A 22,829-nucleotide genomic window follows, 5' to 3' on the forward strand; every position below is an offset into this window, starting at 1 on the left:
CGCCACGATAGCGTCAGGGCCATGAAGGACGACACGCGCCCTCCCCGTCGGGCGCCCGGCCGGGCCCTGCCGGGCGAGACGCCCCTCCCCGCCGAAGGGGTCGGGATCACCGTCGTCGGTGTCGGGGCCGACGGCTGGTCCGGGCTGCCCGAACGCCTGCGCACGCTGGTTCTGGAGGCGGAGGTGGTGCTGGGCGGCCACCGGCACCTGTCCATGCTTCCGGAGACGCCCGGGCAACGCCGCGAGCCCTGGCCCTCCCCGCTCCGTGAGGGGCTGCCCGACCTGTTGGCCTCCCTCGACGGGGCCCGTACGGTGGCGCTCGCCTCCGGAGACCCGTTGGTGTCGGGGATCGGCACCACCCTGATCGACGCGCTGGGTCCCGAGACCGTACGTCTGGAACCGGCCGTCTCCTCCGTCGCCCTGGCCCGCGCCCGTATGGGGTGGCCCGCCGAACGGTGCGCCGTGGTGAGCCTCGTCGGCCGGGACCCCCGCCCGCTTCTGCGCAGACTCGCGCCGGGACGTCGTGTCCTGGTGCTCTCCTCCGACGCGGGCACGCCCGCGACGGTCGCCGGGATGCTGGTCGGCGCCGGGTACGGAGAGAGCCGGATGACGGTCCTGGGCGACCTGGGCGCGCCCTCGGAGTCACGGTTGGAGGGCACGGCCGAAGGATGGGCGTCCATCCCCGTCGAGAAGGTCTCCGCCCTGCACGTGCTCGCCCTCGAACTCGCCGGACCGGTCGGGTACGGCCTGGTCACCGGACTTCCCGATGACGCCTTCGAACACGACGGCCAGCTCACCAAACGGGACCTGCGCGCCTCGGCCCTGGCCCGATTGGCGCCCTCGCCCGGACAGCACCTGTGGGACGTGGGCGCGGGGGCCGGATCGATCGGCATCGAGTGGATGCGCGCCCACCCGACCTGCTCGGCCGACGCCGTGGAGGCGAACGCCGACCGGGCGGCGCGGATCGAACGCAACGCCGGACGGCTGGGGGTCCCCGGTCTCCGGGTGGTCACCGGCCGGGCCCCGGAGGCGCTGGGCGATCTCGCCGGGCCCGACGCGGTGTTCGTCGGCGGTGGCGCGACCCGGCCGGGCGTACTCGACGCCTGCCTGGACGCCCTGTCGCCGGGCGGCCGGCTCGTGGTGCACGGCGTGACCCTGGAGACCGAGGCCCTGCTCGCGGACGCCCGCCGTCGTCACGGCGGAGAGCTCACCCGGATCCAGGTCGAGACCGCCGCGCCCGTCGGCACCTTCACCGGGTGGACGCCCGCGCGCACGGTCACCCAGTGGGCTCTGACGGTCGACCCTTGACCCTGGGGCGGCACGGATCGTAGAGGTGGGACTCCCCTCCCCCGCGCGGGTCCAGGGCCCGGCCCACGAGGATCACGGCCGCCTGCCGGAGTCCGGCCCCCTCCACCAGGTCGGCGATGTCGGCGACCGTGCCGCGCAGCACCGACACGTCCGGATGGCCGACCTTGTGCACCACGATCACCGGGCAGTCGTCGCCGTACTCGGGGGCGATCTCGACCATCAGTTCCCGGACGCGGCGGATCGCCAGGTGCAGGACCAGGGTGGCCCGCGTCCGGGCGAACGCGGACAGGCTCTCGGTGTCCGGCATCGCCGTCGAACGGGCCCGGGTCCGGGTCAGCACCACCGACTGGGCCACCAGCGGCACGGTCAGCTCCCGGCCGACCAGGGCCGAGGCGGCCGCGTAGGCGGGCACCCCCGGGGTGACGTCCCAGGGGACGCCGTGGGCGTCGAGTCGGCGGGTCTGCTCGGACAACGCGGAGTACAGCGACGGGTCGCCCGAGGTGAGCCGCACGACCTCGCGGTCCCCGGAGTGCGCCGCGACCAACAGTTCGGTGATGCGGTCCAGGTCCAGACCCTGGGTGTCGATCGCCTCGACGTCGGACGCGCAGTGGGAGAGGACCTCCGCGTCCACGTAGGTGCCGGGGTAGAGCACCACGTCGGCCGCCGCCAGCATGCGGGCGGCGCGCAGCGTCAGCAGGTCGGCGGCGCCGGGGCCCGCCCCCACGAAGTGGACGGTCACGTCCTCACCCACCTGGGGGTCCAGACCCGGCCGGCCGGGTCGACCCGGGTCCCGGAGGCGCCCACGATCAGCAGACAGCGCATGTCGATCGTGGTGGTGTCGAGCTCTTTCAAGGTGGTCGTCAGGAGGGTCTCTCCCTCCCGACCGACGTCGCGGCCGACGACGACCACGGTGTCGGGGTCGCGGTGCTCCAACAGGATCCGTCGGGCGTGGGCGATCTGCTCGGTCCGAGAACGGGAGGCCGGGTTGTACACGGCCAGCACCAGGTCGGCCTCGGCCACGGAGCGGAGCCGGCGTTCGATCACCTCCCAGGGCTTGAGCCGATCCGACAGGCTCATCACCGCGAAGTCCCCACCGATCGGCGCGCCGGCACGGGCCGCCACCGCCTGGACGGCACTGACCCCGGGCAGCACCCGGACCGGTACGTCCCGGTGGACGGGGTCCTGGGCCGCCTCGAACACGGCGGTGGCCATACCGAAGACGCCGGCGTCCCCGCCCGAGACCACGGCGACGCGCTCGCCCCGACGGGCCAGGTCCAGGGCCAGACGCGCGCGGTCGATCTCGACGGTGTTGCCGGAGGAGTGGCGGGTCAGGCCCGCGCGCTGGGGGACCCGGTCGACGTAGGGGCCGTAGCCCACCACGTGGTCCACCTCGGCCAGCGCCGCCGTGGTCTCGGGGGTGATCCAGTGGTCGGGGCCGGGCCCCAGGCCGACGACCAGCAGTTCGGCCTCGGCCGTCGCGGACTCCGGGGTCCGCGCCTCCGTCACGGCGCCGTCCCTGGAGCGCCGACCGTTGAGGCTGTCCCCGGTGACCAGGATCAGGGAGAAGTAGGGCACCGTGTCGGGGTCGACCTCGGCCACCGGGAGACGGCGTTCACGATCCATCGAGGCGCGCTCGACGTAGACCGCGTGCTCCAACCGGCCGGCCGCCTCCAACGCCCGACGGACGGCGGGGAAGGTCCGGCCCAGCTTCATGATCACGGCCGCGTCGGTGTCGGCGAGCCGCCGCGCCAACTCCGGTTCGGGCAGGGTGCCGGGCAGGACCGTGAGCACGTCGGTCTGGCGGGCCAGGGGCGCCGCCGCCGTGGCCGTGGCCGCCGTGAACGCGGGCACGCCGGGCACGATCTCCGTCTCGTGGTGTTCGGAGAGCCGGTCGTGCATGTACATGTACGAGCCGTAGAACAGCGGGTCGCCCTCGGAGAGCAGGACGACGTCCCGGCCGGCGTCGAGGTGGGCGGCCAGGCGCGCGGCGGACTCCTCGTAGAAGTCGGCCAGGGCCCCTTCGTAGCCGCCGGGATGGTCGGTGGCGCCGGTGGTCACCGGGTAGGTGAGCCGCTCCTCGATCGCCCCCTCGGGGATCAGGTCGGCGGCGATCCGGCGGGCGTTGGACCCTCGCCCGGAGGCCGCGTGGTAGGCGACGACGTCGGCCTCACCGATGAGGCGGGCCGCTTTGAGGGTGATCAGTTCGGGGTCTCCCGGACCCACACCGACACCTCGAAGACGTCCGGTCACTCTTCCTCCTTGGCCAGGGCGTTGAGGGCCGAGGCGGTCATCGCCGATCCTCCCCGACGGCCGAGCGCGACCACGTGGGGGACGTCGATCCCATGCCGTTCGGCCAGCTCGGTGAGGGCCTGCTTGGACTCGGCGGCGCCGATGAACCCGACCGGGCAGCCGATGATCGCGCTCGGCCTCGGGGCCCCGTCGATCAACATCTCCATCAGGTGGAACAGGGCCGTGGGGGCGTTGCCGACGGCGACGACCGCGCCCTCCAACATCGGTTCCCACAGGGAGACCGCGGCCGCGCTGCGGGTGGTGCCCCACTCTCGGGCCAGGGCCGGCACGCGGGGGTCTCCGAGGAGGCAGAGCACCTCGTTGTCGGCCGGTAGCCGGCTCCTGGTCACCCCGGTCGCGACCATGGTGGCGTCGCACAGGATAGGCGCGCCGGCCCGCAGCGCCGCACGCGCGGCGGACACCAGACCGGTATGGACGACCAGGTCCTCGGCCAGGTCGACCTGACCGGTGCCGTGGATCATGCGCACCGCGAGCCGTTCGGCGTCGGCGGGCAGGTGGTCGAGCCGGGCCTCGCTCCGGATGGTCGCGAACGAGTCGACGTAGATCGCGGGTCCGTCGTCGATGTAGTCGTAGCGTCTGGGCGGGCGTTTCGGGGTGGTCACCGTGTCCCTCCGGGGATGAGGACGCCACGCCGGGGCGTGACGACGAGTGCGTCGTGGCCGGCCGCGCGGGCCTCCTCCACGAGTTCCGTGATCGCGGCACGGTCCAGCCCCTCCTCTGGCACGGCCACGTGGCGGCCGCCGTCCGGGAGCGGGCCGTGCGGCAGGGGTGGTGCCGGGTCCGGCAGGCGGGGGTCCGGCCGGGCCGGTTCGGCCAGGGGGGAGGAGAGCTCGGTGACGTGCCAGGGCGCCGTGGGACCGGAGCCACGCCGTTCGAGGAAGGTCTCGGCGAGTCGGATCAGCGTCCCGGCGGCCTCGTCGAGGGGGACCGTCGCGCCCGGGTGTTCGCCGACCCGGAGCTGGGCCGACCGGTCGTCGAGGGCGGTCAGGCCCAGGTCACAGGTGCGGTCGAGCAGGTCACCGCGGCCGTCGTCCAGGACGAAGAGGAAACGGCCCGGAAGGGAGGCCAGACGAGGGTTCGCGCACAGCAGCCGGTCCAGTTCGGCCGCGACCGGCCGTAGGTCGGCCCGCCCTCCCGACGTGCCCGTGCACGGGGAGACCATCACGTTGCGGACCAGTTCGTGGGTGCGCGAGGGCAGGAGTCCGGTCGCCTCCAGGGAACGGAGCGCCTCGGGGTCCAGCCTCCCCTCCCGTCCGGGCAGGGCGCGCAGTTGGAGGTTGGCCCGACCGGTGACGTGGACCCGCCCGTCGCCGTACTCCTCGGCCACCGAGGACAGGGCGGTGAGCGCCGGAGCGGGTACGCGGCCTCCGATGAGGCGGAGTCTGACCAGGAGGCCGTCGTCGGCGGGCCAGGGGCGCAGGGCTCCGGGGCAGCGGTCGTGCCGGGTTCGGGGCACGGCGGTCGGGGACATGCGGGTCCTTCGATCAGGGGCCCGTTCGCGAGGCCCGCGGGAACCTGGCGGACCGTCACCGCCAGCGCCAGCAGGTCTTCGGACTCGGGGTCGACCGGTGCGGAACGCCTTCCCGGGCTCCCCGCCCAGTGGCCGTCCCGGGACCTCGGTCCCGGAACACGTCCGCCCGTCACCCTCACCGCTGCGCGTCAGTCCCGGATTCGCACCGGGTTCCCTGCTCCATGAGGTGGAGTTCGACTGGCCAGACGAGATTACCGTGTCCGGTTCGAGCGGATCGTCCCGGGGCCGCGGGGACCCTGCCTCGAGGGCCGGGAGACGTGATCAGGAGAGCGGTGGGCACGGCGAAGGGGACCCCACAGGGCCGGCACGCCCATGGAGGGCGCCCTGGGGATCGAGGGAGGGGGCTCTCAGGAGACGCGCGCCTCGGAGCAGGAGCCGCACAGGCCCCAGTAGACGACCTCGGCCTCGTCGATCTCGAACCCGTGGTCGTCGGAGGCGGTGAGGCAGGGAGCGTGGCCGACGCTACAGTCGACGTCGGCGATGGCGCCGCAGGAACGGCAGACGACGTGGTGGTGGTTGTCCCCCACCCGCGTCTCGTAGCGGGACACCGTGCCCTGCGGTTGGATGCGGCGCAGCAGACCCACGCCTGTCAGGGCCTTGAGGACGTCGTAGACGGCCTGGCTGGACACGGCGCCGATCTCTTCGCGCACGACGCGGATGATCGAATCGGTGTCCGCGTGCGGGTGGGCGTGCACGGCGGAGAGGACGGCCAGTCTGGGACCGGTCACCCGGAGCGCGGACTCGCGCAACATCCGCTCGAAGTCCGAGGGGGTCGGCATACTCGTTGGACCTTCCGTCTTTTCTGGATCAACTCAAATAATGTGATCGTTCCATTCTAATGGGGCGAGAGTTCCGCCGGGCCTGCCCACACCCCTGTCACCGTGATCGACGTCGGCGGCGGCGCGCGGATCACCCGACCCTCGAGCGCACCCTATGCCCGATCGTTCTCCCGATCCGGCCCGGATCATGCGCGTGGCCCGGCTTTCCGAACATCCGGACCCCGCACGCCATTCCCTCGGGGCCCTCGAACCCACCGGCGGAGAGGGCCGCGCCCGGGGGCGGATCTCACATTCACCGACCCCGGACATGCGACCGCCACCGGCCCCGGAAGCCTCGGGGACGGTGGCGGCGCGGTGGTCGCGAGGGTCAGTCCGTGCCGGACTCCATCGCGGCGTGGTCGAGCCACTCGGCGTCGTCGACCTCGCCGCGAGAGGCGATCTCCTGGGCGCCGCCCTCGGGCATGGCGCCGATGAGACCGGTCGAGGCCGCCTGGGCGGCGCCGATCGAGGTCGGGTGCTCGCTGCCGACCATGCCGAGCCGGGAGTAGTCCTCCAGCTTGGCGCGGGAGTCGGCGATGTCGAGGTTGCGCATGGTGAGCTGGCCGATGCGGTCGCCCGGACCGAAGGCGGAGTCCTCGGTGCGCTCCATGGACAGCTTGTCCGGGTGGTAGCTGAACGAGGGGCCCGTGGTGTCGAGGATCGAGTAGTCCTCGCCCCGACGCAGCCGCAGGGTGACCTCGCCGGTGACGGCGGTGCCCACCCAGCGCTGGAGCGACTCGCGCACCATCAGGGCCTGCGGCTCCAGCCAGCGCCCCTCGTACATGAGCCGGCCGAGACGCCGACCGTCGTTGTGGTAGCTGGCGAGGGTGTCCTCGTTGTGGATGGCGTTGACCAGCCGCTCGTAGGCGGCGTGCAGCAGCGCCATGCCCGGGGCCTCGTAGATGCCGCGGCTCTTGGCCTCGATGATGCGGTTCTCGATCTGGTCGGACATGCCCAGACCGTGGCGGCCGCCGATGGCGTTGGCCTCCAGGACCAGGTCGACCGAGGAGGCGAAGGTCTTGCCGTTGATCGTGACCGGCCGGCCCTGCTCGAAGCCGATGGTGACGTCCTCGGGGACGATCTCGACCTCGGGGTCCCAGAAGCGCACGCCCATGATCGGGTCGACGAGCTCGATGCCGGTGTCCAGGTGCTCCAGGGCCTTGGCCTCGTGGGTGGCGCCCCAGATGTTGGCGTCCGTGGAGTAGGCCTTCTCCGTGCTGTCCCGGTAGGGCAGGTCGCGCTCGGCCAGCCACTCCGACATCTCCTTGCGGCCGCCCAGCTCGTTGACGAAGTCGGCGTCGAGCCACGGCTTGTAGATACGCAGGGAGGGGTTGGCGAGCAGACCGTAGCGGTAGAACCGCTCGATGTCGTTGCCCTTGTAGGTGGAGCCGTCGCCCCAGATCTGGACCCCGTCCTCCAGCATGGCGCGGACCAGCAGGGTGCCGGTGACGGCGCGGCCGAGGGGGGTGGTGTTGAAGTAGGGCCGTCCACCGGAACGGATGTGGAAGGCACCGCAGGCCAAGGCGGCCAACCCCTCCTCGACCAGGGCGGCGCGACCGTCGACCAGGCGGGCGATCTCCGCGCCGTAGTCGGAGGCGCGGCCGGGCACCGACTCGATGTCGGGCTCGTCGTACTGGCCGATGTGAGCGGTGTAGGTGCACGGGACGGCACCCTTCTCGCGCATCCACGCGACCGCGACCGAGGTGTCGAGGCCTCCGGAGAAGGCGATTCCGACGCGCTCGCCGGCGGGAAGGGAAGTGAGTACCTTGGACATGACAATAAGCATGCACCCTTATGAATGAACATGCAATTCGGATCGGCGCGCGATCCTGTGACCCTCGTCATCCCACCACCCCCGACCTGCGGGTACCACCCTCCGAAACCGGGCCGCCCGGTTCGACCGGACCCCCTTCCTCCGCTCCCCGGCGACGACCACGACCCCGCGCCCCGGCCACCGTCCCATCACGGCTCCGACCAGAACGACGAGGGGGTGTTGACGCGGGGGGAGGCGCGGTATATCGCTGTCACACGGTGGGTCCGCGCACGGCAGGGGCGGGTGACGGACCCCGACGCCCCCTCCCCGCCCCGGGAGCCGCATGATCGTCATCGGTGTGTCCTCCGGCACCTCGGCGGACGGGATCGACGTCGCCGCCGCCCGGTTCGCCCTGGACGGCGACCTGATCCGGTTGACCCCGCTGGGCCACCTCGACCACCCCTACCCCGACGGTCTGCGGCGGGAGCTCCGTTCGGCCCTGCCTCCGGCGTCGACCACCCTGGAGACGGTCTGCCGGCTCGACACCCTGATAGGGCGCGAGTTCGGCAGGGCCGCGCTGGCCGGCATGGAGGCCTTCACCGAGGGCCGGGCCGACCTGATCTCCTCGCACGGGCAGACGCTCTTCCACTGGGCCGAGGGGCCCACCGTGCACGGCACCCTCCAGATGGGCGGACCCGCCTGGATCGCCGAGGCCACCGGGGTCCCCGTGCTCTCGGACCCGCGCACCGCCGACGTCGCCGCGGGCGGCCAGGGCGCCCCGCTGGCCGCCGTCCTGGACACCCTGCTGTTGGGCGAGCGGAACGAGGCCACCGCCGCGCTCAACCTCGGCGGGATCGCCAACGTGACCGTCGTACGCCCGGGGCGAGACCCCCTGGCCTTCGACACCGGCCCCGCCAACACCCTGCTCGACTCCGCCATGCGGCTGATCACCGACGGGGCGATCGACCTCGACGTCGACGGGCGGCTCGCCCGCTCCGGCGCCCCCGTCCCCGAACTCCTGGACCACCTGCTGGCCGAGCCCTACTACCGACAGGCCCCGCCCAAGTCGACCGGTCCGGAGCTATTCGGGCCCGACCACCTGGAGGCGGCCCTGCGCGCGACGGGCCGCCCCGACGACGGCGACCTGCTCGCCACCCTGGTCGAGCTCACCGCCGTCACCGTCGCCGACGCCCTGCGCCCCCACGGGGTCGTCGAGGTGCTGGCCTCCGGAGGTGGCACCCGCAACCCGGCCCTGATGGATCGGCTCGCCGCCCGGCTCGGACCGGCCCGGCTGGACACCGTCGACGCCCTGGGGTTGGACGGCGACGCCAAGGAGGCCTACCTGTTCGCCCTGATCGGCTTCCTGAGCGCGCACGGACTCCCCGCCGCACTCCCCGCGTGCACCGGGGCCCGCCATTCCGCCATCGCGGGCTCCTTCACCCCGGGATCCGGGCCGCTCCGGCTCCCCGAACCGGCCGATCGGCCCCCGCGACTCCTACGCGTCGAACCGGCCCCCTGATCCGGGTCGCCGACCTTCACGGGACCTCGGACCCGGCCCCCGTCCCCGGAGCCCACCGCCCGCCCCGTCGACCCTCCGGAGGAACCGCCCGGTGCAGACCATCGACATCGTCGTCATCGTCCTCTATCTGCTGTGCTCGGCCTGGTTGGGGCTGAGGCTGTCCGGTCGCCAACGCGACATCAAGGACTACTTCATCGGAGATCGGCGGCTGCCCTGGTGGGCCGTGTGCCTCTCCGTGGTGGCCACCGAGACCAGCGCGCTCACCGTGATCAGCGTTCCCGGGATCGCCTACCTGGGCGACGTCACCTTCCTCCAGGTCGCCGTGGGCTACCTGGTCGGCCGGATCGTGGTCGCCTTCCTGCTGCTGCCCCGCTACTACCGGGGCGAGATGACCACCGCCTACGCCTACCTGGGGCTGCGGTTCGGTCGAGGCATGCAGGCCACCGCCTCGGTCACCTTCCTGTTCACCCGGCTGCTCGCCGACGGGGTGCGCCTGTTCGCCGCCGCCATCCCGATGAAGATCGTCCTGGACTCGTTCGGTCTCGGCGTCTCCTACTTCGCGATCGTCGCGGTGATGGGCGCCGTGACCATCCTGTACACGCTGGTCGGCGGGATCCGCGCGGTGGTGTGGGTGGACGTGCTCCAGATGGGTCTCTACGTCCTCGGCGGGATCGTGGCCCTGGTGGTCATCGCCGTGAACCTGGACGTGAACTTCCTGTCGGTCGCGGCGGAGGAGGGCAAGACCCGGTTCCTCGACCTCACCTCCGACCCCGTCTCCTCCCCCTACGCGACGGTCACCGCCGTCCTGGGCGGGGCCCTGCTGTCGACCGCGTCGCACGGGGCCGACCAGATCATCGTGCAGCGGCTTCTGGGCTGTCGCAGCCTGCGCGACGCGCAGAAGGCCGTGATCGTCAGCGGGGTCGTGGTGTTCGCCCAGTTCGCGCTGTTCCTGACCGTGGGGCTGGCGCTCTACTCCTACTTCGAGCGGGCCACGATCGAACGGCTCGGGATGGGCACCTCCGACGAGCTCTTCCCGGTGTTCATCGCCGAAGGGCTTCCCCCCGGTCTGTCCGGGCTGTTGTTGGCCGGGATCATCGCCGCCGCGATGAGCACCCTGTCGTCGTCCCTGTCGGCGCTGTCGTCCTCCTCCATGTCCGACCTGTACCAGCGGTTCTCGCGCCGGACGCTCTCGGACGGCGAGGCCCTGCGCCTGAGCCGACTGTTCACCCTGGGCTGGGGTCTGGTGTTCATCGTCGCCGCCGCGATGTTCACCGGCACCGACAACCCGGTGGTCGAACTGGGGCTGTCGGTCGCCAGCATCACCTACGGAGGGTTGCTGGGGGCGTTCTTCCTGGGCTTGTGGGTGCGCCGGGCCCGCCAGGCCGACGCCGCCGTCGCCTTCACGGTGGCCGTGGCGACCATGGCCTGGCTGTTCCTGTTCGCCCCGGGATTGGTCGGGTTCACCTGGTACACGGCGATCGGCAGCGCCATCACCGTGGGTCTGGGCGCCCTGCTGTCCCTGCGCCATCGGGACGAGGCCCCGGAGATCGAGACGGCGGAACGCCCCTCCCCACTGGAGGAGGAGCGCCCCTGAGCCGCGGTCCGGGACGGGGCCACGACGGTCCCGTCCCGGACGGCGCGGATCATTCGTACTCGGTGCCGCCCTTGCGGGTGAGGTAGGCGTCGGAGACGAACTTGGCGATCGCGCGACCGCCCAGCTCCTTCGAGAACCGTTCCCTGGCCGGTCGGACCACGAGGCCCTCACGGATGTTCAGGGCGCGCCCGCTCCAGGTCTCGGCGCCCGAGGCCGCCGCGATCAGCAGGGCCTCGTCGTAGGGGCCCTCGTGGAGCACGGGGACCGCGGGCAGCCCCACCTCGGCGAGGAGACCGCCCAGGTCGGCGGAGTCGACCCAGACACGTCGACCGTCCACGTCCAGAGCGACGTCGAACACGGCGTACCCCGGCGCCTCCTCGGTCCGACCGGTCTCTCCGTAGCCCAGGTCCTGGACACCTGAGCCGAAGACCTCACCGAACACGCCGACCCTGCGGGCTCCGAAGCGCTCGGCCAGGGCGCGGGCGGCCTTGCCGACCTCGGCGGCGCGGACCGCCCTCCAGTACAGGTTCCCGTCGTCGGGGGCCAGGGCGAGGTTCTTGCCACCGTGTCCCTTCGAGGAGACGAACTCCTCGCCGCTCTCGGCCAGCAGCGTGTAGAGGCAGGCGGTGCCGTGGATCTTCTCGGTGGCGACGACCGGCTCGCCCGACTCGAAGACGCCCGGGTAGCGCTTGACGTTCTCGATCTCGATCCACCGGAGGAGATCCGGGGCGGCCACGACGTCGCCGCTCAGGTGCACGGGCACCTCCGGGACCCACTTGGTGATCCCGAGTTCGGCGGAGAGGTCGGTGCCGGCCTCGTGCTCGGCCGCCAGGTCGCGGTCGGCGAGCGCGGCGGGACGGCAGACGATGCCCTGGGAGAGTTCGCCTCGGAGCCGGATGGCCTTGACCCGGTTCCGTTTCGACCCCGCGAGCCGTCCGGTCAGACCGATCTCCTCGATGAGGTCCTCGGGCAGGAGGGCCCCCTCGGGGATGTAGACGGCCCAGTCGCCCGTCCGGTAGGCGCCCTTGGCCACGACCGCGTGGAAGAGCCCGACCTTCGCCAGCTCCAGGGCGTCGGCGTCGGGGTGCGGCAGGATCGTGAGTCGTTCGGCGGTGACCCGGAGGGTGGACATGAAAGGACTCCTGGGGGGAGGTGTCGATGCGGATGGTGTCCCGGCCACTATCACGGAGGACGTGCCGGGATCACAACGTCTTTTCCATCCCTACCGGACCGCTGTGACGATCAGGGGAAGCGTCGGGGGCCTGCGCCGTCCCGCCCGAGCACGTCGTCCGGGTTGGAGTAGGGGCAGGAGACCAGGGACAGACAGCCGCAGCCGATGCAGTCGGAGAACCGGTCGCGCAGGGCGGTCATCTCCTCGATACGCCCGGACAGGTCGTCGTACCACTCGCGGGAGATCCGGGCCCAGTCGCGTTTGGTGGGCAGCCCCTCGTCGGGGAGACCGTCGAGGGCCTCCTTGATGCGCTCCAGGGACATCCCCAGACGTTGGGCCGTTCGGATGAACGCGATGATCCGCAGCGTGTCCCGGCGGTACTCACGACGGTTTCCCGCCGTACGCCTGCTGTCGATCAGCCCGAGGCTCTCGTAGTAGTGCAGCGTCGAGACCGCCACGCCCGCGCGCTCGGCGATCTGGCCGGGCTTGAGCCAGGTGATCTCCGGGTCCAACGGCGGCACGGTCCACCTCCTCGTCCTGGGCGGTCCGATGTTCTCGGACCGTGCTTGACATCAAGTCCACTTGACGTAGTGGACTCTACGCGACGGCGGTCCGGACGGCGGGGCGCCGATCGATCGAGGAGTGGACGATGACACCGACCGTCTGGGCCGACGTGAGATGCCCCTGGTGCTGGATGGGGCACCGCTCCCTGGCCGCGGCCTTGGAGCGAAGGGACCGGAGGGAACCGGTGGTGCGGGCGAGCTATCTCCTCGACCCCCACGGGGAGGGACACCCGGGGCGGACGGTGCGCGAAGTGGCCCTGGCCTCCTGGGGAATGGACGAGGACGGCTGGCGGGCCATGCGGGACCGGGTGGAGACCGCCGGCCGCGCGTTCGGCCTGAGGATTCGGATGGACGGGGTCCCCGCCATCGATTCCCGGCCCGCGCACCGGCTGCTGAAGCTCGCCCAAGCGCGCGGCGTGGACCCCGAACACGCCTGGGACCTGGCCTTCTCCGCCCTTCTCGAGCACAACCGCGACCTCGGAGACCCCGAGGTCCTGCGCGACCTGGCGGTCGAGATGGGTCTCACCGCCGAGGACACCGACCCCCTGTGGTCGTCCACCGCGTTCGCCGCCGAGGTCGACGCCGACCATCGGGCCGCCATCGAGGCGGGGGTGCGGGCGGTACCGACCTTCGCCGTGGGCGACCGGACGCTGAGCGGGGCCCGGAGCGTGGACGAACTGGTGGAACTGCTGCGGGTCGGCGCCGAGGAGGTCGGCCGATGAGCGAGGGCGCCGAGCGTATGGAGGACACCACGATGCGGGCCGCCCTGATCGACGCCTTCGGCCCGGCGGAGGCGTTGGAGATCAGACGGATCCCCCGCCCCCTGCCAGGGCCGGACGAGGTGACGGTCCGGGTCAGGACCGCCGGGGTCCAGTTGACCGACGCCGCGATCCGGGCTGGCTGGACCCCGCCCGGGGCGCGGATCGACTTCCCGCAGACCCTGGGGAACGAGTTCGCCGGGATCGTGGTCGACGTCGGCTCCGAGGTGGGCGACCTGCGGGTGGGCGACGAGGTCGCCGGTTTCCGTGTACTGGGCTGTTACGCGGACTTCGTCGCGGTGCCCGCCACGCAGGTGGTGCGCAAGCCCGCGACCGTCCCCTGGGAGACGGCGGGCGCGCTGTCCGCCTCGGGCCAGACCGCGCACACGGCGCTCGAACTCCTGGACGTCCGTGAGGGGGAGACGCTCGTCGTCCACGGCGCGGCGGGCGGCGTCGGTTCGATGGCGGTCCAGTTGGCGGTGGCCCGCGGGGCCCACGTCGTGGGGACGGCGAGCGCCGTCAACCACGAGTACGTACGCTCCCTGGGCGCCGAACCGGTCGAGTACGGCGAGGGGCAGCTGCGGCGGATCCTGGACGCGGCGCCCCGAGGCGTGGACGCGGTCCTGGACACCGCCGGCCACGACAACCTCCTCACCGCCGTCCACTTGGGCGCCGATCGCGACCGGATCGGCACGATCGTGGACGTGGGGCTCCAGAGCCTGTTGGGCTGCCGGTGGATCCGCAGCGACCGCTCCGCCGCACGACTCGCCGAGCTCCTGGACCTGTGCGCCGCCGGTTCCCTGAACGTGCACGTCCGGGCCGCGCTCCCTCTGGAGGAGGTCGCGCGGGCCCACCGGGACGTGGAGACCGGACACGGTCGGGGCAAGATCGTCCTGGTCGTGTCGGAGGACGTCCCCGGCCCCTCGCCCGCGGACGGCGGGAGACCGTGAGCACGACGTCGGACGCGCCCGACCCCTCGATACGGCTCCTGACCCCGGAGCGTCGACCCGTGGTGCTCGGCGTGTTCGGGCTGATGGGCTTCATCGCCTTCGAGTCCTTCGCGGTGACCACCGCGCTCCCCGTGGTGGCGCGGGACCTGGACGCGGAGCGCTGGTACGCGGCGGCCTTCGCCGCGACGTTGACCGCCGGGCTGATCGGGATGACCGTCGGCGGTTCCTGGGCCGACCGGCGCGGCCCCCTGCGTCCGCTCCTGTTCGGCGGGACGACGTTCCTCCTCGGGGTGGCGCTGTGCGTGGCCGCCCCGGGGATGGGGGTGTTCGTCCTCGGTCGGCTCCTCCAGGGGATCGGCGGCGGGATCGACTCCGTCGTGCTGTACGTGATCATCGCGCGGTTCGTGCACGAGGACGTACGGCATCGGATGTTCGCCCTGCTGACGGCCGCGTGGCTGTTGCCCTCGCTCGCGGGTCCGCTGATCTCGGGCGCGCTGGTGGAGCTGGTCCACTGGCGGACGGCGTTCGCGTTCGTCCTGGCCGGTTCGGCGCTCTCCTTGGCGTGTCTGGTGAACGTGGTCCGCCGCTCCCCGTCCTCGGGCACCGGCGGCGCCGTCCTGGGAAGGCGGGAGCTGTGGGCGACGGTCGCGGCCGCCGCCCTCCTCGGGCTCCATCTGACCGGACCGGGCGGGGGCACCGTGGGCATCGCCGCGATGGCGGGGTCCACGGTGCTCCTCCTCGTGGCCGCGGTCGCGCTCCTGCCCTCGGGCACTCTGCGCGCCCGGGCCGGGATCCCACGTCTGGTCGCCCTCCGAACCCTGCTCGGGGCCTCGGTGACCGCCACCGACGTCCACCTTCCGCCCTATCTCCAGCACGTCCTCGGGTACACGCCCACGATGTCCGGGCTGGTGGTCGCGGTCGGGGCCCTGGGCTGGGCGTCGGGAGCCTGGTTCCAGGGGCGGTCCACCGCCGACCCGCACGACCCCGGCCTGTTATGGCGCGCGGGCGTCCTGGTCGCGTGCGGGCCGCTCGGCGCGGCACTGGTCGTCGGCGGGGTCCTCCCGGTCCCGGCGGCGGTGGTCGGCTGCGTGCTGATGGGGTTCGGGATGGGGGCGGCCTACCCGAGGATCAGCGCGTCCGTCCTGGCCCTGTCCCCCGTCGAACGGCGGGGAGAGCACGGTTCGTCCCTCCAGATCTCGGAGGCGATGGGCTCTTCTCTCCTCTTGGCGGCCACCGGAGCGATACTCGCCTCCTCGCTCGTCGGCGGCTATCCGATCGTGTACTCGGCGGCCACGGTGGTGGCTCTGTGCGCTTTGGCGGTGGCCCTGGCCGCACGCGGGGACGGCGGGGCCCGCCGGGTCGAGGACGGCGGATGAGTCCCGGGGCGTCGTCGCAGTTCGAAAGGGGGATCCGGGCGTCGGCGCCAGGACACCGATGACTAGAGTAGGCAAGCCTAACCTCAGATGATCGGAGTCCGATGTCCTCCTCACCACGCGCGCTCGCGGGCGCCCTGGCCCTCCTCCTCACCCTCACGGCCTGCGGTAACGGAGGCGGGACCGAGGAGACCGACGCACCGGGTACCGCGTCGGAGGGGGCCTTCCCCGTGACCATCGAGCACGAGTTCGGCAGCACCGTCATCGAGGAGGAGCCCACGCGGATCGTCACCCTCGGGGTGACCGACGCCGACCCGGTGCTCGCCCTGGGCCTCGTCCCGGTGGGCAACACCGGATACACGTTCTACGAGTCCGGTCTGGGCCCGTGGACCGACGACCTGGTCGGCGACGCCGAGTTGACCCGCATCGACTCCGACTCCGAGCCCAACGTCGAACAGATCGCGAACCTGGCCCCCGACCTGATCATCGGGGTCTCCGCCGGGTTCGACGAGGGCGTCTACGAGACGCTCTCCCAGATCGCCCCCGTGGTGGCGCGTCCGGCCGGATCGACCGCCTACACCGTGCCCCGCGACGAGGCCACCGAGATCATCGCGACCGCGCTCGGCAGACCCGAGGAGGGCGCCGCCCTCAACGAGGCCACCGACACGCTCTTGTCCCAGACCCGCGAGGACCACCCGGAGTTCGAGGGCCTCGAGGGTACGGCGGTGCTGCCCTACGAGGGCAAGTACGGCGCCTACCTGCCCGGAGACGCGCGCGGACGCTTCCTGGTCTCGCTCGGCTTCGAGGTCCCCGAGGCGATCACCGAACAGGACACGGGGGAGAGCTTCTTCGTCGAGCTGTCGACCGAGCGCGTGGACATGATGGACGGCGACCTCCTCCTGGTCATGAGCGACGACGAGGACTTCGACATCACCGAGGGGGTCGCCGTGTTCGACGACCTCGACGTGGTGCGCGACGACGCCGTCGTCACGACGAGCCTGGACGAGCGGGGCGCCGTCACCTACAACTCCGTGCTCTCGGTCCCCTTCGCGGTGGATTCCCTCGTGCCGCAGATCGCCGAAGCGCTCTGAACGGAATCGGTGCGGCACGAGAACACCACAGCCATAAATACACCGAAAACACCCATTTCCCCCTACATAACCACCAACAGAAACTGACAAAGCGCCATAAAAAACCCATTGATCGCATTACCGGCAACCTCACGTAGGAGTGTTGCATTCGGTGGGCAAATCATGAAGGTTTTCTCCTAGGGAGTGTTCTTCGGAGCCTTCTCCGGCACCGGCGACGGTCGGGCCGCGGTCGACGAGGATCGATCGCGACCCGGCCGACCTCGTCCTTCACGGGTGGGGCGGCACCGCGAGAACGAGCGGGACGACACCGACCGGAACGTTCCGGAGCACACGCCCCGAGCCCGAGCTGAACGTCGCACACGGGTCGGACCGTCTCCGACCCCCGCCCGTACGACAGAAGCCTGAAGGAGCAACCTTGGCGTACTCGAACCGGAACCGCCCGGCACCGCGCACCGCGCCGTCCCCGGCCGCACTCCCCCGCGGCGCCGCGCGCGCCGCCCTGTTCGGCGGTGCCCTGGCCGCCGCGCTCACCGCCTCGCTACTGCACGTCCCCCAGGCCGCGGCCGTCCCGGCGCAGGCGAGGAACGCCTGCGAGGTCGACCCGAAGGCCCCGCCCAAACGGCAGATGCGGGCCGAGTGGATCGCCGGCGTGCAGAACATCGACTGGCCCAGCGGTCAGAACATGAGCGTCGAGGATCAGAAGGCCGAGCTGGACGGACTCTACGACGAGGCCGTCTCCAACGGGCTCAACGCGGTCTTCGTCCAGGTCAGGCCGACCGCCGACGCCTTCTGGCCCTCACCCCACGAACCGTGGTCGGAGTGGCTGACCGGCGAGCAGGGCAGGGATCCCGGCTACGACCCGCTGGAGTACGCCGTCCAGGCCGCCCACGAGCGGAACCTGGAGTTCCACGCCTGGTACAACCCCTACCGGGTGGCCATGCACGACGATCCCGCGCGCCTGGTCGAGGACCACCCCGCGCGGCGGAACCCGGACTGGGTCTTCGCCTACGGCGGCAAGCTCTACTACAACCCCGGTATCCCCGAGGTCCGCGAGTTCGTGATCCGGGCGATGATGGACTCCGTCGAGAACTACGACATCGACGGCGTGCACTTCGACGACTACTTCTACCCCTATCCGGTGGAGGGCGAGGAGATCCCCGACGCGGACGCCTTCGCCGAGCACGGCGGCGACTTCGACGACATCGAGGACTGGCGACGCGACAACGTCGACCTCATGGTGCGGGACATGAGCGAGGCGATCAACGCCGTCAAGCCGCACGTGAAGTTCGGCATCAGCCCCTTCGGCATCTGGCGCAACTCCTCCACCGACCCGGAGGGCTCCGACACCGGCGGCTTCCAGTCCTACGACCAGCAGTACGCCGACAGCCGCAAGTGGGTCACCGAAGGGTGGCTCGACTACATCAACCCGCAGATCTACTGGGAGATCGGGCTCCCCGTGGCCGACTACTCGGTCCTCGTGCCCTGGTGGGAGGAGGTCGCCTCCACCACCGACACCCACCTGTACATCGGGCAGGCCGCCTACAAGGTCGGCAACGCGGGCGCCTGGGAGGACCCGAACGAACTCTCCCGGCACCTGGACTTCAACCGGGACCACGAAGGGGTCCAGGGCGACGTCTACTTCAGCGCCACCTCGCTGAGGACCAACGCCGAGGAGGCCACCGAGATCCTGGTGGCCGACCACTACTCCTCTCCCGCCCTGATCCCGATCAAGGACGATCTCGGTGGCACCGTCCCCGCTCCTCCGCGGGTGAGCGGCGGCGAGGACGGGACCCTGAGCATCGCCTCCGGCCCCGGGGAGAAGCCCGCCTACTACGCGGTGTACGCGTTCGACGGGGCCCCGGACCGGGAGCGGGCCCGCTGCGGCATCGAGGACCCGCGCGCGATGCTCGGCACGGTGCGGGCCGACGAGGACGGGGCCGCGACCTTCGACGTCCCCGGTGACGCCGACACCACGTACTACGTGACCGCCCTGGACCGACTGCACCACGAGAGCCGCGCGAGCTCTCCGGTGCACGCTCCCTAGGTCGTGAACCATGTATGAAGGGGCCCGGTGGTCTTCGGACCGCCGGGCCCCTCCCGCGCCGGGGCCGGGGTCAGCCCTGTTCGTTCCAGCGCATGTGGAGCAGCGGGAACGGACGTCCCTCCCCGTCCAGCGGAGAACGCCCGACCACCCGGAAGCCACGACTCTCGTAGAAGGCCAGGGCGCCCGGGTTCTGCTCGTTGACGTCCAGCTCCAGCACCGGATGGCGGGACGCCGCCCACTCGATCAGCCGGGTGCCCACACCCCGACCTCGACCCCGGTCGGCCACGAACAGCATCTCCACACGGTGCCCGTCCATGCCCAGGAAGCCCACGGGACGGTCGTCTGCGTCGACCGCGACGTGGAGCTCCACCGCGGGCAGCCACTGTTCACCGAGCCGGACCCGGTAGTCCTCGATGTCCTCCGGGGTGAGGAAGGCGTGGGTGGCCACCACCGCCTGGCGCCACACCTCGACGAGGTCGTCGTATTCGACGGGGCCGCGGGTCGGTCGAAGGTCGACCGGCATCCGGCCCGAGGAGGGTTCGTCTTCGTGCATCACGCCAGGTTAGAACCCGATCCGGGCCGGCGCGAAGGGTTTTCCCACCCCCGCCGCGCGCCTCGCCGAACGGGGCGGCAGACTCGGAACACGGGCCCCATAGGCCCCGATTTTCTCCCTGAAACGCTCCATACCCTCACGGGGTACGGGTACCCTGGCGGACATGATGTCGTCCGAGCCGCTCCGGAGCAGCACGGGACGCGCCTGGGTGCGCCTCCTGCTGCTGGCCGCGCTGCTGCTCGGTATCGGCGCCATGCACACCCTGGGCCACGTCCAACACGAGGCGCACGCCTCCACCGAGACCAAGGGTCCCGCCCCGGTCATGGCCGCCGACGGGCTCCCCCTGTCCGACTCCGAGGGCGGACACACCGCGAGCGACGACGATCAGCACGCGGCCGCCCTCCCCGACCTGGACCCGACCTCGATCTGCCTGGCCCTGGGCGCCCTCACCGCCACCCTGATCGGTGTGGCCGCCTTGGCGTTCGTCCGCTGGCCCGGAAACCCCCCGCGCTCGGCCGGACCGGTCAACCGACCGCCCCCGTCCGCCCTCCCCCCACGTGAGGGACCCTCGCTGTCCCTGTTGCAGGTGCTGCGCATCTAGATGCCCGCGGGACGCGGCCGACCCGGCCCGTCTCCGCTTCCACGCGCACCTACGACAGCCGTGCCGGAACCGGGTTCCGCACGGAGGACATTCGAGAGGAAACGGGTCGACATGACCTTTCAGCAGCGTGCCCTGAACCGCCGTGTGCCGGCGATGATCGCCACCGCCCTGGCCACCGCCCTGTTCGCCGCCGCCTGCGGCGGGGACGACTCCGCACCGGAGAACGCCGACACCTCCCAGAGCGGGGAACGGGCCGCGGAGTACAACCAGGCCGACGTGCACTTCGCCCAGATGATGATCCCCCACCACGAGCAGGCCGTGGAGATGGCCGACCTCGCCGATGACCGGGCCGGTGACGAGGTCCGGGAGCTGGCCGAGGAGATCCGTGCCGCGCAGGGTCCCGAGATCGAGCTGATGGAGGGCTTCCTCGACGATTGGGGGGCCGAGGCCGAACACGGCATGGACCCCTCCGACATGGACGGCATGCTCTCCGAGGATCAGATGTCCGAGCTGGAGGGCTCCGAGGGGGACGCCTTCGACACCCTCTTCATGGAGTACATGGTCCTGCACCACGAGGGCGCGGTCATGATGGCCGAGACCGAGCTCGACGAAGGGGTGAACGAGGAGGCCCGTGCGCTGGCCCAGGAGATCATCGACGCTCAGGAGCGGGAGATCGAGCTGATGAACGACCTGCTGGGCACGGACGGTGACGTCCAGGAGGAGGACGGCGGCGACGACCGCTGACCCCTCTCCCACGGGGCGGGGCGCGCGAAGGGGCGCGCCCCGCCCCGGTCATGGACGTACCTCCTCGAAAGAAGGACGCGAAACGCATGCCCGGAACACACGAAACCCGCACCGGGAGAACACCCGGGGGCCGCTACCGCGCCGTACTCGCCTCGGTCGGGTTGATCGCCCTGGCCACCGCCTGCTCGGCCCCGGGAACGGTGCCCGGAGCCCTCGGGGACGCCGAGGGCGACCGGCCCCGCAACACGGTCGGGGTCGCCCTGCCCGATGAGGCACGGCACGTGCACGGCGCGGGGGTCGACCCCGAGACCGGCGAGGTTCTGGTGGCCTCCCACGCCGGCCTGTACACACTGCCCGCGCCGGACGAGGCGGGCGACGGAGACGTCGAGCCGACGCACGTGGGCCCCGAGATCGACCTCATGGGGTTCGCGGTCCAGGGGCCGGGGCACTATCTGGCCAGTGGCCATCCGGAGGGCGACACCGACATGCCCGACCCGGTCGGCCTGATCGAGACCCGTGACGGTGGGCGGAGCTGGGAGGCCCTGTCCTTGGCGGGGGAATCCGACTTCCACGCTCTTACCTCGAACGACGACCGCGTGTTCGGCTTCGACGGCGCGTTGCGCGCCACCGGGGACGGCGTCGACTGGGACGACCTCGACCCCTCGGTACAGGCCTTCTCCCTGGCCGTCTCCGACGACGGCGAGACGGTCCTGGCCACCACCGAGCGGGGCCTGCTCCGCTCCACCGACGGCGGTGCCGATTTCGAGGCCGTCCCGGACGCGCCCATGCCGGCCCTGGTCTCCTGGGTCCGCGGCGGCGACCGGGTCTTCGCGATCACGCTGGACGGCACCGTGCACCTGAGCGAGGACGCCGGGCTCACCTGGGAGCGGACCGGCGCGCTGCCGGGCACCCCGGAGGCCCTCTACGCCGACGACGAGCAGGTGATCGTGGTCTCCGACCTGCACGTGGCCCGGTCCACCGACGAGGGCGCCGGCTTCGACGCCTGGTGACCGGTCGCCCTCTCGATGCCCGAGACCCGTCGGGACCGGTGCGATCCGGCCCCGACGGGGCGCGTCACTCGGAGGCGACGGGGATGACGCTGCCCTGGTAGGTCTCCTCGATGAAGCGGACCGTCTCCGGGGAGGTCAGCAGCTCGGCGAGGGTCGCCACCCGCGGGTCGTCGACGTTGTCGGGACGGGCCGCGAGGATGTTCACGTACGGGTTGTCCTCGACCACCTCGAGCAGGATCGAGTCCTTCTCGAAGTCCAGCCCGGCCTCCTGGGCGTAGTTGTTGTTGACGATCGCGGCGTCGACGTCGTCGAGGGAGCGGGGCAGCTGAGCCGCCTCGACCTCGCGGAAGTCGAGGTCGAAGGGGTTCTCCTCGATGTCGGAGAGGCTGAAGGAGGCCTCGTCCGCGCCTTCGGCGAGGGTGATGAGGCCGCCTTCCTCCAGCAGGAGGAGGGCGCGGAACTCGTTGGTGGGGTCGTTGGGCAGCGCGATCTCGGAGCCGGCCTCCAGCTCGGAGAGCTCGTCCACGCTCTTGGAGTACAGGCCCAGCGGCGGCAGGTAGATCCGCTCGACCGCGACGAGGTCGGTGCCGTTGCCCTCGTTGTACTCCAGCAGGAACGGCTCGTGCTGGTAGAGGTTGACGTCGAGCTGTCCCTCGGCGAGGGCGGCGTTGGGCGCGATGTAGTCGGAGTACTCGGTGATCTCCAGGTCCAGTCCGGCCCCGGGGGCGAGTTCGGACTCGACGAACCGGAGGATGTCGCCGGCCGGGACGGCCGTGGCGCCCACCGCGAGCGGGCCCTCTCCCTCGGTGGTCTCGGAACCCCGCTCCGAGGGGGCGCCGCAGGCGGTCGCCGCCAGGAGGGCCAGGGCTACGGGGGCGACGATGACGGAGCGGCGCATGAGTGTCCTTCGAGTGCTGCTGGGAGACGGGACCGGAGAGGACGCGGGAACTTTCTCCCCGCATTTCCTATTTTCCCGATATTAAATTCGGGATTACCTCGGAAGTCCAGTGTCCGTGACCAAGTGCACACGCCCTGACCAGCCCTGACAAAGGAGGTCGAACGACATCAGGATCCCACACGACACCCTTCGCCAACGAACCGCCTCCAAGAGTGACCGGACCCACATCCATCGACCCAC

The 22,829-nt window shown here is 71.6% G+C and carries 21 protein-coding genes and 1 riboswitch; of the genes, 11 read left to right on the forward strand and 10 right to left on the reverse strand.

Annotated elements, in window-relative coordinates; all coding sequences use genetic code 11:
• Positions 1-21 precede the first annotated feature (21 nt).
• Positions 22-1,308 carry a precorrin-6y C5,15-methyltransferase (decarboxylating) subunit CbiE gene (cbiE, locus tag U9J66_RS16545; RefSeq protein WP_326338102.1) on the forward strand — a complete coding sequence of 429 codons (1,287 nt, stop codon included), beginning with the start codon at positions 22-24 and terminating at the stop codon, positions 1,306-1,308.
• Here the strand turns inward: cbiE and U9J66_RS16550 are convergent.
• The 6 genes from U9J66_RS16550 to argG form a co-directional block, all read right to left on the reverse strand.
• Positions 1,277-2,059 carry a cobalt-precorrin-4/precorrin-4 C(11)-methyltransferase gene (locus U9J66_RS16550; RefSeq protein WP_017533697.1) on the reverse strand — a complete coding sequence of 261 codons (783 nt, stop codon included), beginning with the start codon at positions 2,057-2,059 and terminating at the stop codon, positions 1,277-1,279. The genes cbiE and U9J66_RS16550 overlap by 32 nt on opposite strands.
• Complete coding sequence (locus U9J66_RS16555; protein ID WP_042285142.1) at positions 2,044-3,558, reverse strand: precorrin-2 C(20)-methyltransferase; 1,515 nt, start codon at positions 3,556-3,558, stop codon at positions 2,044-2,046. The genes U9J66_RS16550 and U9J66_RS16555 overlap by 16 nt, the downstream gene beginning before the upstream one ends.
• Positions 3,555-4,220, reverse strand: coding sequence for a precorrin-8X methylmutase (locus U9J66_RS16560; protein WP_326338103.1), 666 nt, complete (start codon positions 4,218-4,220; stop codon positions 3,555-3,557). Before U9J66_RS16560 ends, U9J66_RS16555 begins: the two co-directional genes overlap by 4 nt.
• A complete protein-coding gene (locus tag U9J66_RS16565; RefSeq protein ID WP_326338104.1) occupies positions 4,217-5,089 on the reverse strand; it encodes a nitrite reductase in 873 nt (290 codons plus the stop codon). Before U9J66_RS16565 ends, U9J66_RS16560 begins: the two co-directional genes overlap by 4 nt.
• A gap of 52 nt (positions 5,090-5,141) precedes the next feature.
• A riboswitch (cobalamin riboswitch) is annotated at positions 5,142-5,345 on the reverse strand.
• 151 nt (positions 5,346-5,496) lie between these two features.
• Entirely contained in the window at positions 5,497-5,928 is a 432-nt protein-coding gene (locus U9J66_RS16570; RefSeq protein ID WP_014910190.1) for a Fur family transcriptional regulator, read from the reverse strand.
• A gap of 367 nt (positions 5,929-6,295) precedes the next feature.
• Positions 6,296-7,741, reverse strand: a complete 1,446-nt coding sequence (argG, locus tag U9J66_RS16575) for an argininosuccinate synthase (protein ID WP_014913159.1) — start codon at positions 7,739-7,741, stop codon at positions 6,296-6,298.
• Between the two features lie 322 nt (positions 7,742-8,063).
• Between argG and U9J66_RS16580 the strand changes: the two genes are divergently transcribed.
• Together U9J66_RS16580 and U9J66_RS16585 are read left to right on the forward strand one after the other, a co-directional pair.
• Positions 8,064-9,239 carry an anhydro-N-acetylmuramic acid kinase gene (locus U9J66_RS16580; protein ID WP_042285137.1) on the forward strand — a complete coding sequence of 392 codons (1,176 nt, stop codon included), beginning with the start codon at positions 8,064-8,066 and terminating at the stop codon, positions 9,237-9,239.
• 91 nt (positions 9,240-9,330) lie between these two features.
• Positions 9,331-10,833, forward strand: coding sequence for a sodium:solute symporter (locus U9J66_RS16585; protein WP_326338105.1), 1,503 nt, complete (start codon positions 9,331-9,333; stop codon positions 10,831-10,833).
• Positions 10,834-10,882: 49 nt separating this feature from the next.
• Here U9J66_RS16585 and U9J66_RS16590 read toward each other — a convergent pair whose 3' ends face one another.
• Positions 10,883-11,965: an RNA ligase (ATP) gene (locus U9J66_RS16590; protein WP_161110438.1), complete on the reverse strand. Its 1,083-nt coding sequence runs from the start codon at positions 11,963-11,965 to the stop codon at positions 10,883-10,885.
• A gap of 110 nt (positions 11,966-12,075) precedes the next feature.
• Positions 12,076-12,525, reverse strand: a complete 450-nt coding sequence (gene soxR / locus U9J66_RS16595; RefSeq protein ID WP_326338106.1) for a redox-sensitive transcriptional activator SoxR — start codon at positions 12,523-12,525, stop codon at positions 12,076-12,078.
• Positions 12,526-12,653: 128 nt separating this feature from the next.
• On the opposite strand from soxR, the gene U9J66_RS16600 reads away from it, so the two are divergent.
• The 5 genes from U9J66_RS16600 (at position 12,654) to U9J66_RS16620 (ending at position 18,783) form a co-directional block, all read left to right on the forward strand.
• Positions 12,654-13,289 (forward strand): DsbA family oxidoreductase, encoded by a 636-nt coding sequence (locus U9J66_RS16600; protein WP_326338107.1) that lies wholly within the window; start codon positions 12,654-12,656, stop codon positions 13,287-13,289.
• Positions 13,286-14,275, forward strand: coding sequence for an NADP-dependent oxidoreductase (locus tag U9J66_RS16605; protein WP_326338108.1), 990 nt, complete (start codon positions 13,286-13,288; stop codon positions 14,273-14,275). The genes U9J66_RS16600 and U9J66_RS16605 overlap by 4 nt, the downstream gene beginning before the upstream one ends.
• Positions 14,272-15,651, forward strand: coding sequence for an MFS transporter (locus tag U9J66_RS16610; protein WP_326338109.1), 1,380 nt, complete (start codon positions 14,272-14,274; stop codon positions 15,649-15,651). The genes U9J66_RS16605 and U9J66_RS16610 overlap by 4 nt, the downstream gene beginning before the upstream one ends.
• A 101-nt stretch (positions 15,652-15,752) precedes the next feature.
• The gene (locus tag U9J66_RS16615) at positions 15,753-16,739 is read left to right on the forward strand and encodes an iron-siderophore ABC transporter substrate-binding protein (protein ID WP_326338110.1); all 987 of its coding nucleotides are present in this window, start codon (positions 15,753-15,755) and stop codon (positions 16,737-16,739) included.
• Between the two features lie 415 nt (positions 16,740-17,154).
• Entirely contained in the window at positions 17,155-18,783 is a 1,629-nt protein-coding gene (locus U9J66_RS16620) for a glycoside hydrolase family 10 protein (RefSeq protein WP_326338111.1), read from the forward strand.
• 70 nt (positions 18,784-18,853) lie between these two features.
• Here U9J66_RS16620 and U9J66_RS16625 read toward each other — a convergent pair whose 3' ends face one another.
• The gene (locus tag U9J66_RS16625) at positions 18,854-19,336 is read right to left on the reverse strand and encodes an acetyltransferase (RefSeq protein WP_326338112.1); all 483 of its coding nucleotides are present in this window, start codon (positions 19,334-19,336) and stop codon (positions 18,854-18,856) included.
• Positions 19,337-19,499: 163 nt separating this feature from the next.
• On the opposite strand from U9J66_RS16625, the gene U9J66_RS16630 reads away from it, so the two are divergent.
• The 3 genes from U9J66_RS16630 (at position 19,500) to U9J66_RS16640 (ending at position 21,691) form a co-directional block, all read left to right on the forward strand.
• Positions 19,500-19,937, forward strand: coding sequence for a DUF6153 family protein (locus U9J66_RS16630; protein ID WP_161110444.1), 438 nt, complete (start codon positions 19,500-19,502; stop codon positions 19,935-19,937).
• 111 nt (positions 19,938-20,048) lie between these two features.
• The gene (locus U9J66_RS16635) at positions 20,049-20,681 is read left to right on the forward strand and encodes a DUF305 domain-containing protein (RefSeq protein WP_161110445.1); all 633 of its coding nucleotides are present in this window, start codon (positions 20,049-20,051) and stop codon (positions 20,679-20,681) included.
• 86 nt (positions 20,682-20,767) lie between these two features.
• Positions 20,768-21,691: a F510_1955 family glycosylhydrolase gene (locus U9J66_RS16640; protein ID WP_017533685.1), complete on the forward strand. Its 924-nt coding sequence runs from the start codon at positions 20,768-20,770 to the stop codon at positions 21,689-21,691.
• Between the two features lie 64 nt (positions 21,692-21,755).
• Here the strand turns inward: U9J66_RS16640 and U9J66_RS16645 are convergent, their stop codons facing one another.
• Positions 21,756-22,589, reverse strand: coding sequence for a MetQ/NlpA family ABC transporter substrate-binding protein (locus U9J66_RS16645; protein ID WP_017533684.1), 834 nt, complete (start codon positions 22,587-22,589; stop codon positions 21,756-21,758).
• Between the last annotated feature and the right edge of the window lie 240 nt (positions 22,590-22,829).

The sequence above is a fragment of the Nocardiopsis sp. LDBS1602 genome (assembly GCF_035818715.1).
GTDB lineage: Bacteria > Actinomycetota > Actinomycetes > Streptosporangiales > Streptosporangiaceae > Nocardiopsis > Nocardiopsis alba.

Bases quoted from the DNA above. Each gene is read 5' to 3' on its own strand.
- U9J66_RS16580 (WP_042285137.1), top strand. From the start codon at position 8,064: ATGATCGTCATCGGTGTGTCCTCCGGCACCTCGGCGGACGGGATCGAC.
- cbiE (WP_326338102.1), top strand. From the start codon at position 22: ATGAAGGACGACACGCGCCCTCCCCGTCGGGCGCCCGGCCGGGCCCTG.
- U9J66_RS16570 (WP_014910190.1), bottom strand. From the start codon at position 5,928: ATGCCGACCCCCTCGGACTTCGAGCGGATGTTGCGCGAGTCCGCGCTC.
- U9J66_RS16640 (WP_017533685.1), top strand. From the start codon at position 20,768: ATGCCCGGAACACACGAAACCCGCACCGGGAGAACACCCGGGGGCCGC.
- U9J66_RS16590 (WP_161110438.1), bottom strand. From the start codon at position 11,965: ATGTCCACCCTCCGGGTCACCGCCGAACGACTCACGATCCTGCCGCAC.
- U9J66_RS16600 (WP_326338107.1), top strand. From the start codon at position 12,654: ATGACACCGACCGTCTGGGCCGACGTGAGATGCCCCTGGTGCTGGATG.
- U9J66_RS16565 (WP_326338104.1), bottom strand. From the start codon at position 5,089: ATGTCCCCGACCGCCGTGCCCCGAACCCGGCACGACCGCTGCCCCGGA.
- U9J66_RS16645 (WP_017533684.1), bottom strand. From the start codon at position 22,589: ATGCGCCGCTCCGTCATCGTCGCCCCCGTAGCCCTGGCCCTCCTGGCG.
- U9J66_RS16635 (WP_161110445.1), top strand. From the start codon at position 20,049: ATGACCTTTCAGCAGCGTGCCCTGAACCGCCGTGTGCCGGCGATGATC.
- U9J66_RS16630 (WP_161110444.1), top strand. From the start codon at position 19,500: ATGATGTCGTCCGAGCCGCTCCGGAGCAGCACGGGACGCGCCTGGGTG.
- argG (WP_014913159.1), bottom strand. From the start codon at position 7,741: ATGTCCAAGGTACTCACTTCCCTTCCCGCCGGCGAGCGCGTCGGAATC.
- U9J66_RS16625 (WP_326338112.1), bottom strand. From the start codon at position 19,336: ATGCACGAAGACGAACCCTCCTCGGGCCGGATGCCGGTCGACCTTCGA.
- U9J66_RS16615 (WP_326338110.1), top strand. From the start codon at position 15,753: ATGTCCTCCTCACCACGCGCGCTCGCGGGCGCCCTGGCCCTCCTCCTC.
- U9J66_RS16605 (WP_326338108.1), top strand. From the start codon at position 13,286: ATGAGCGAGGGCGCCGAGCGTATGGAGGACACCACGATGCGGGCCGCC.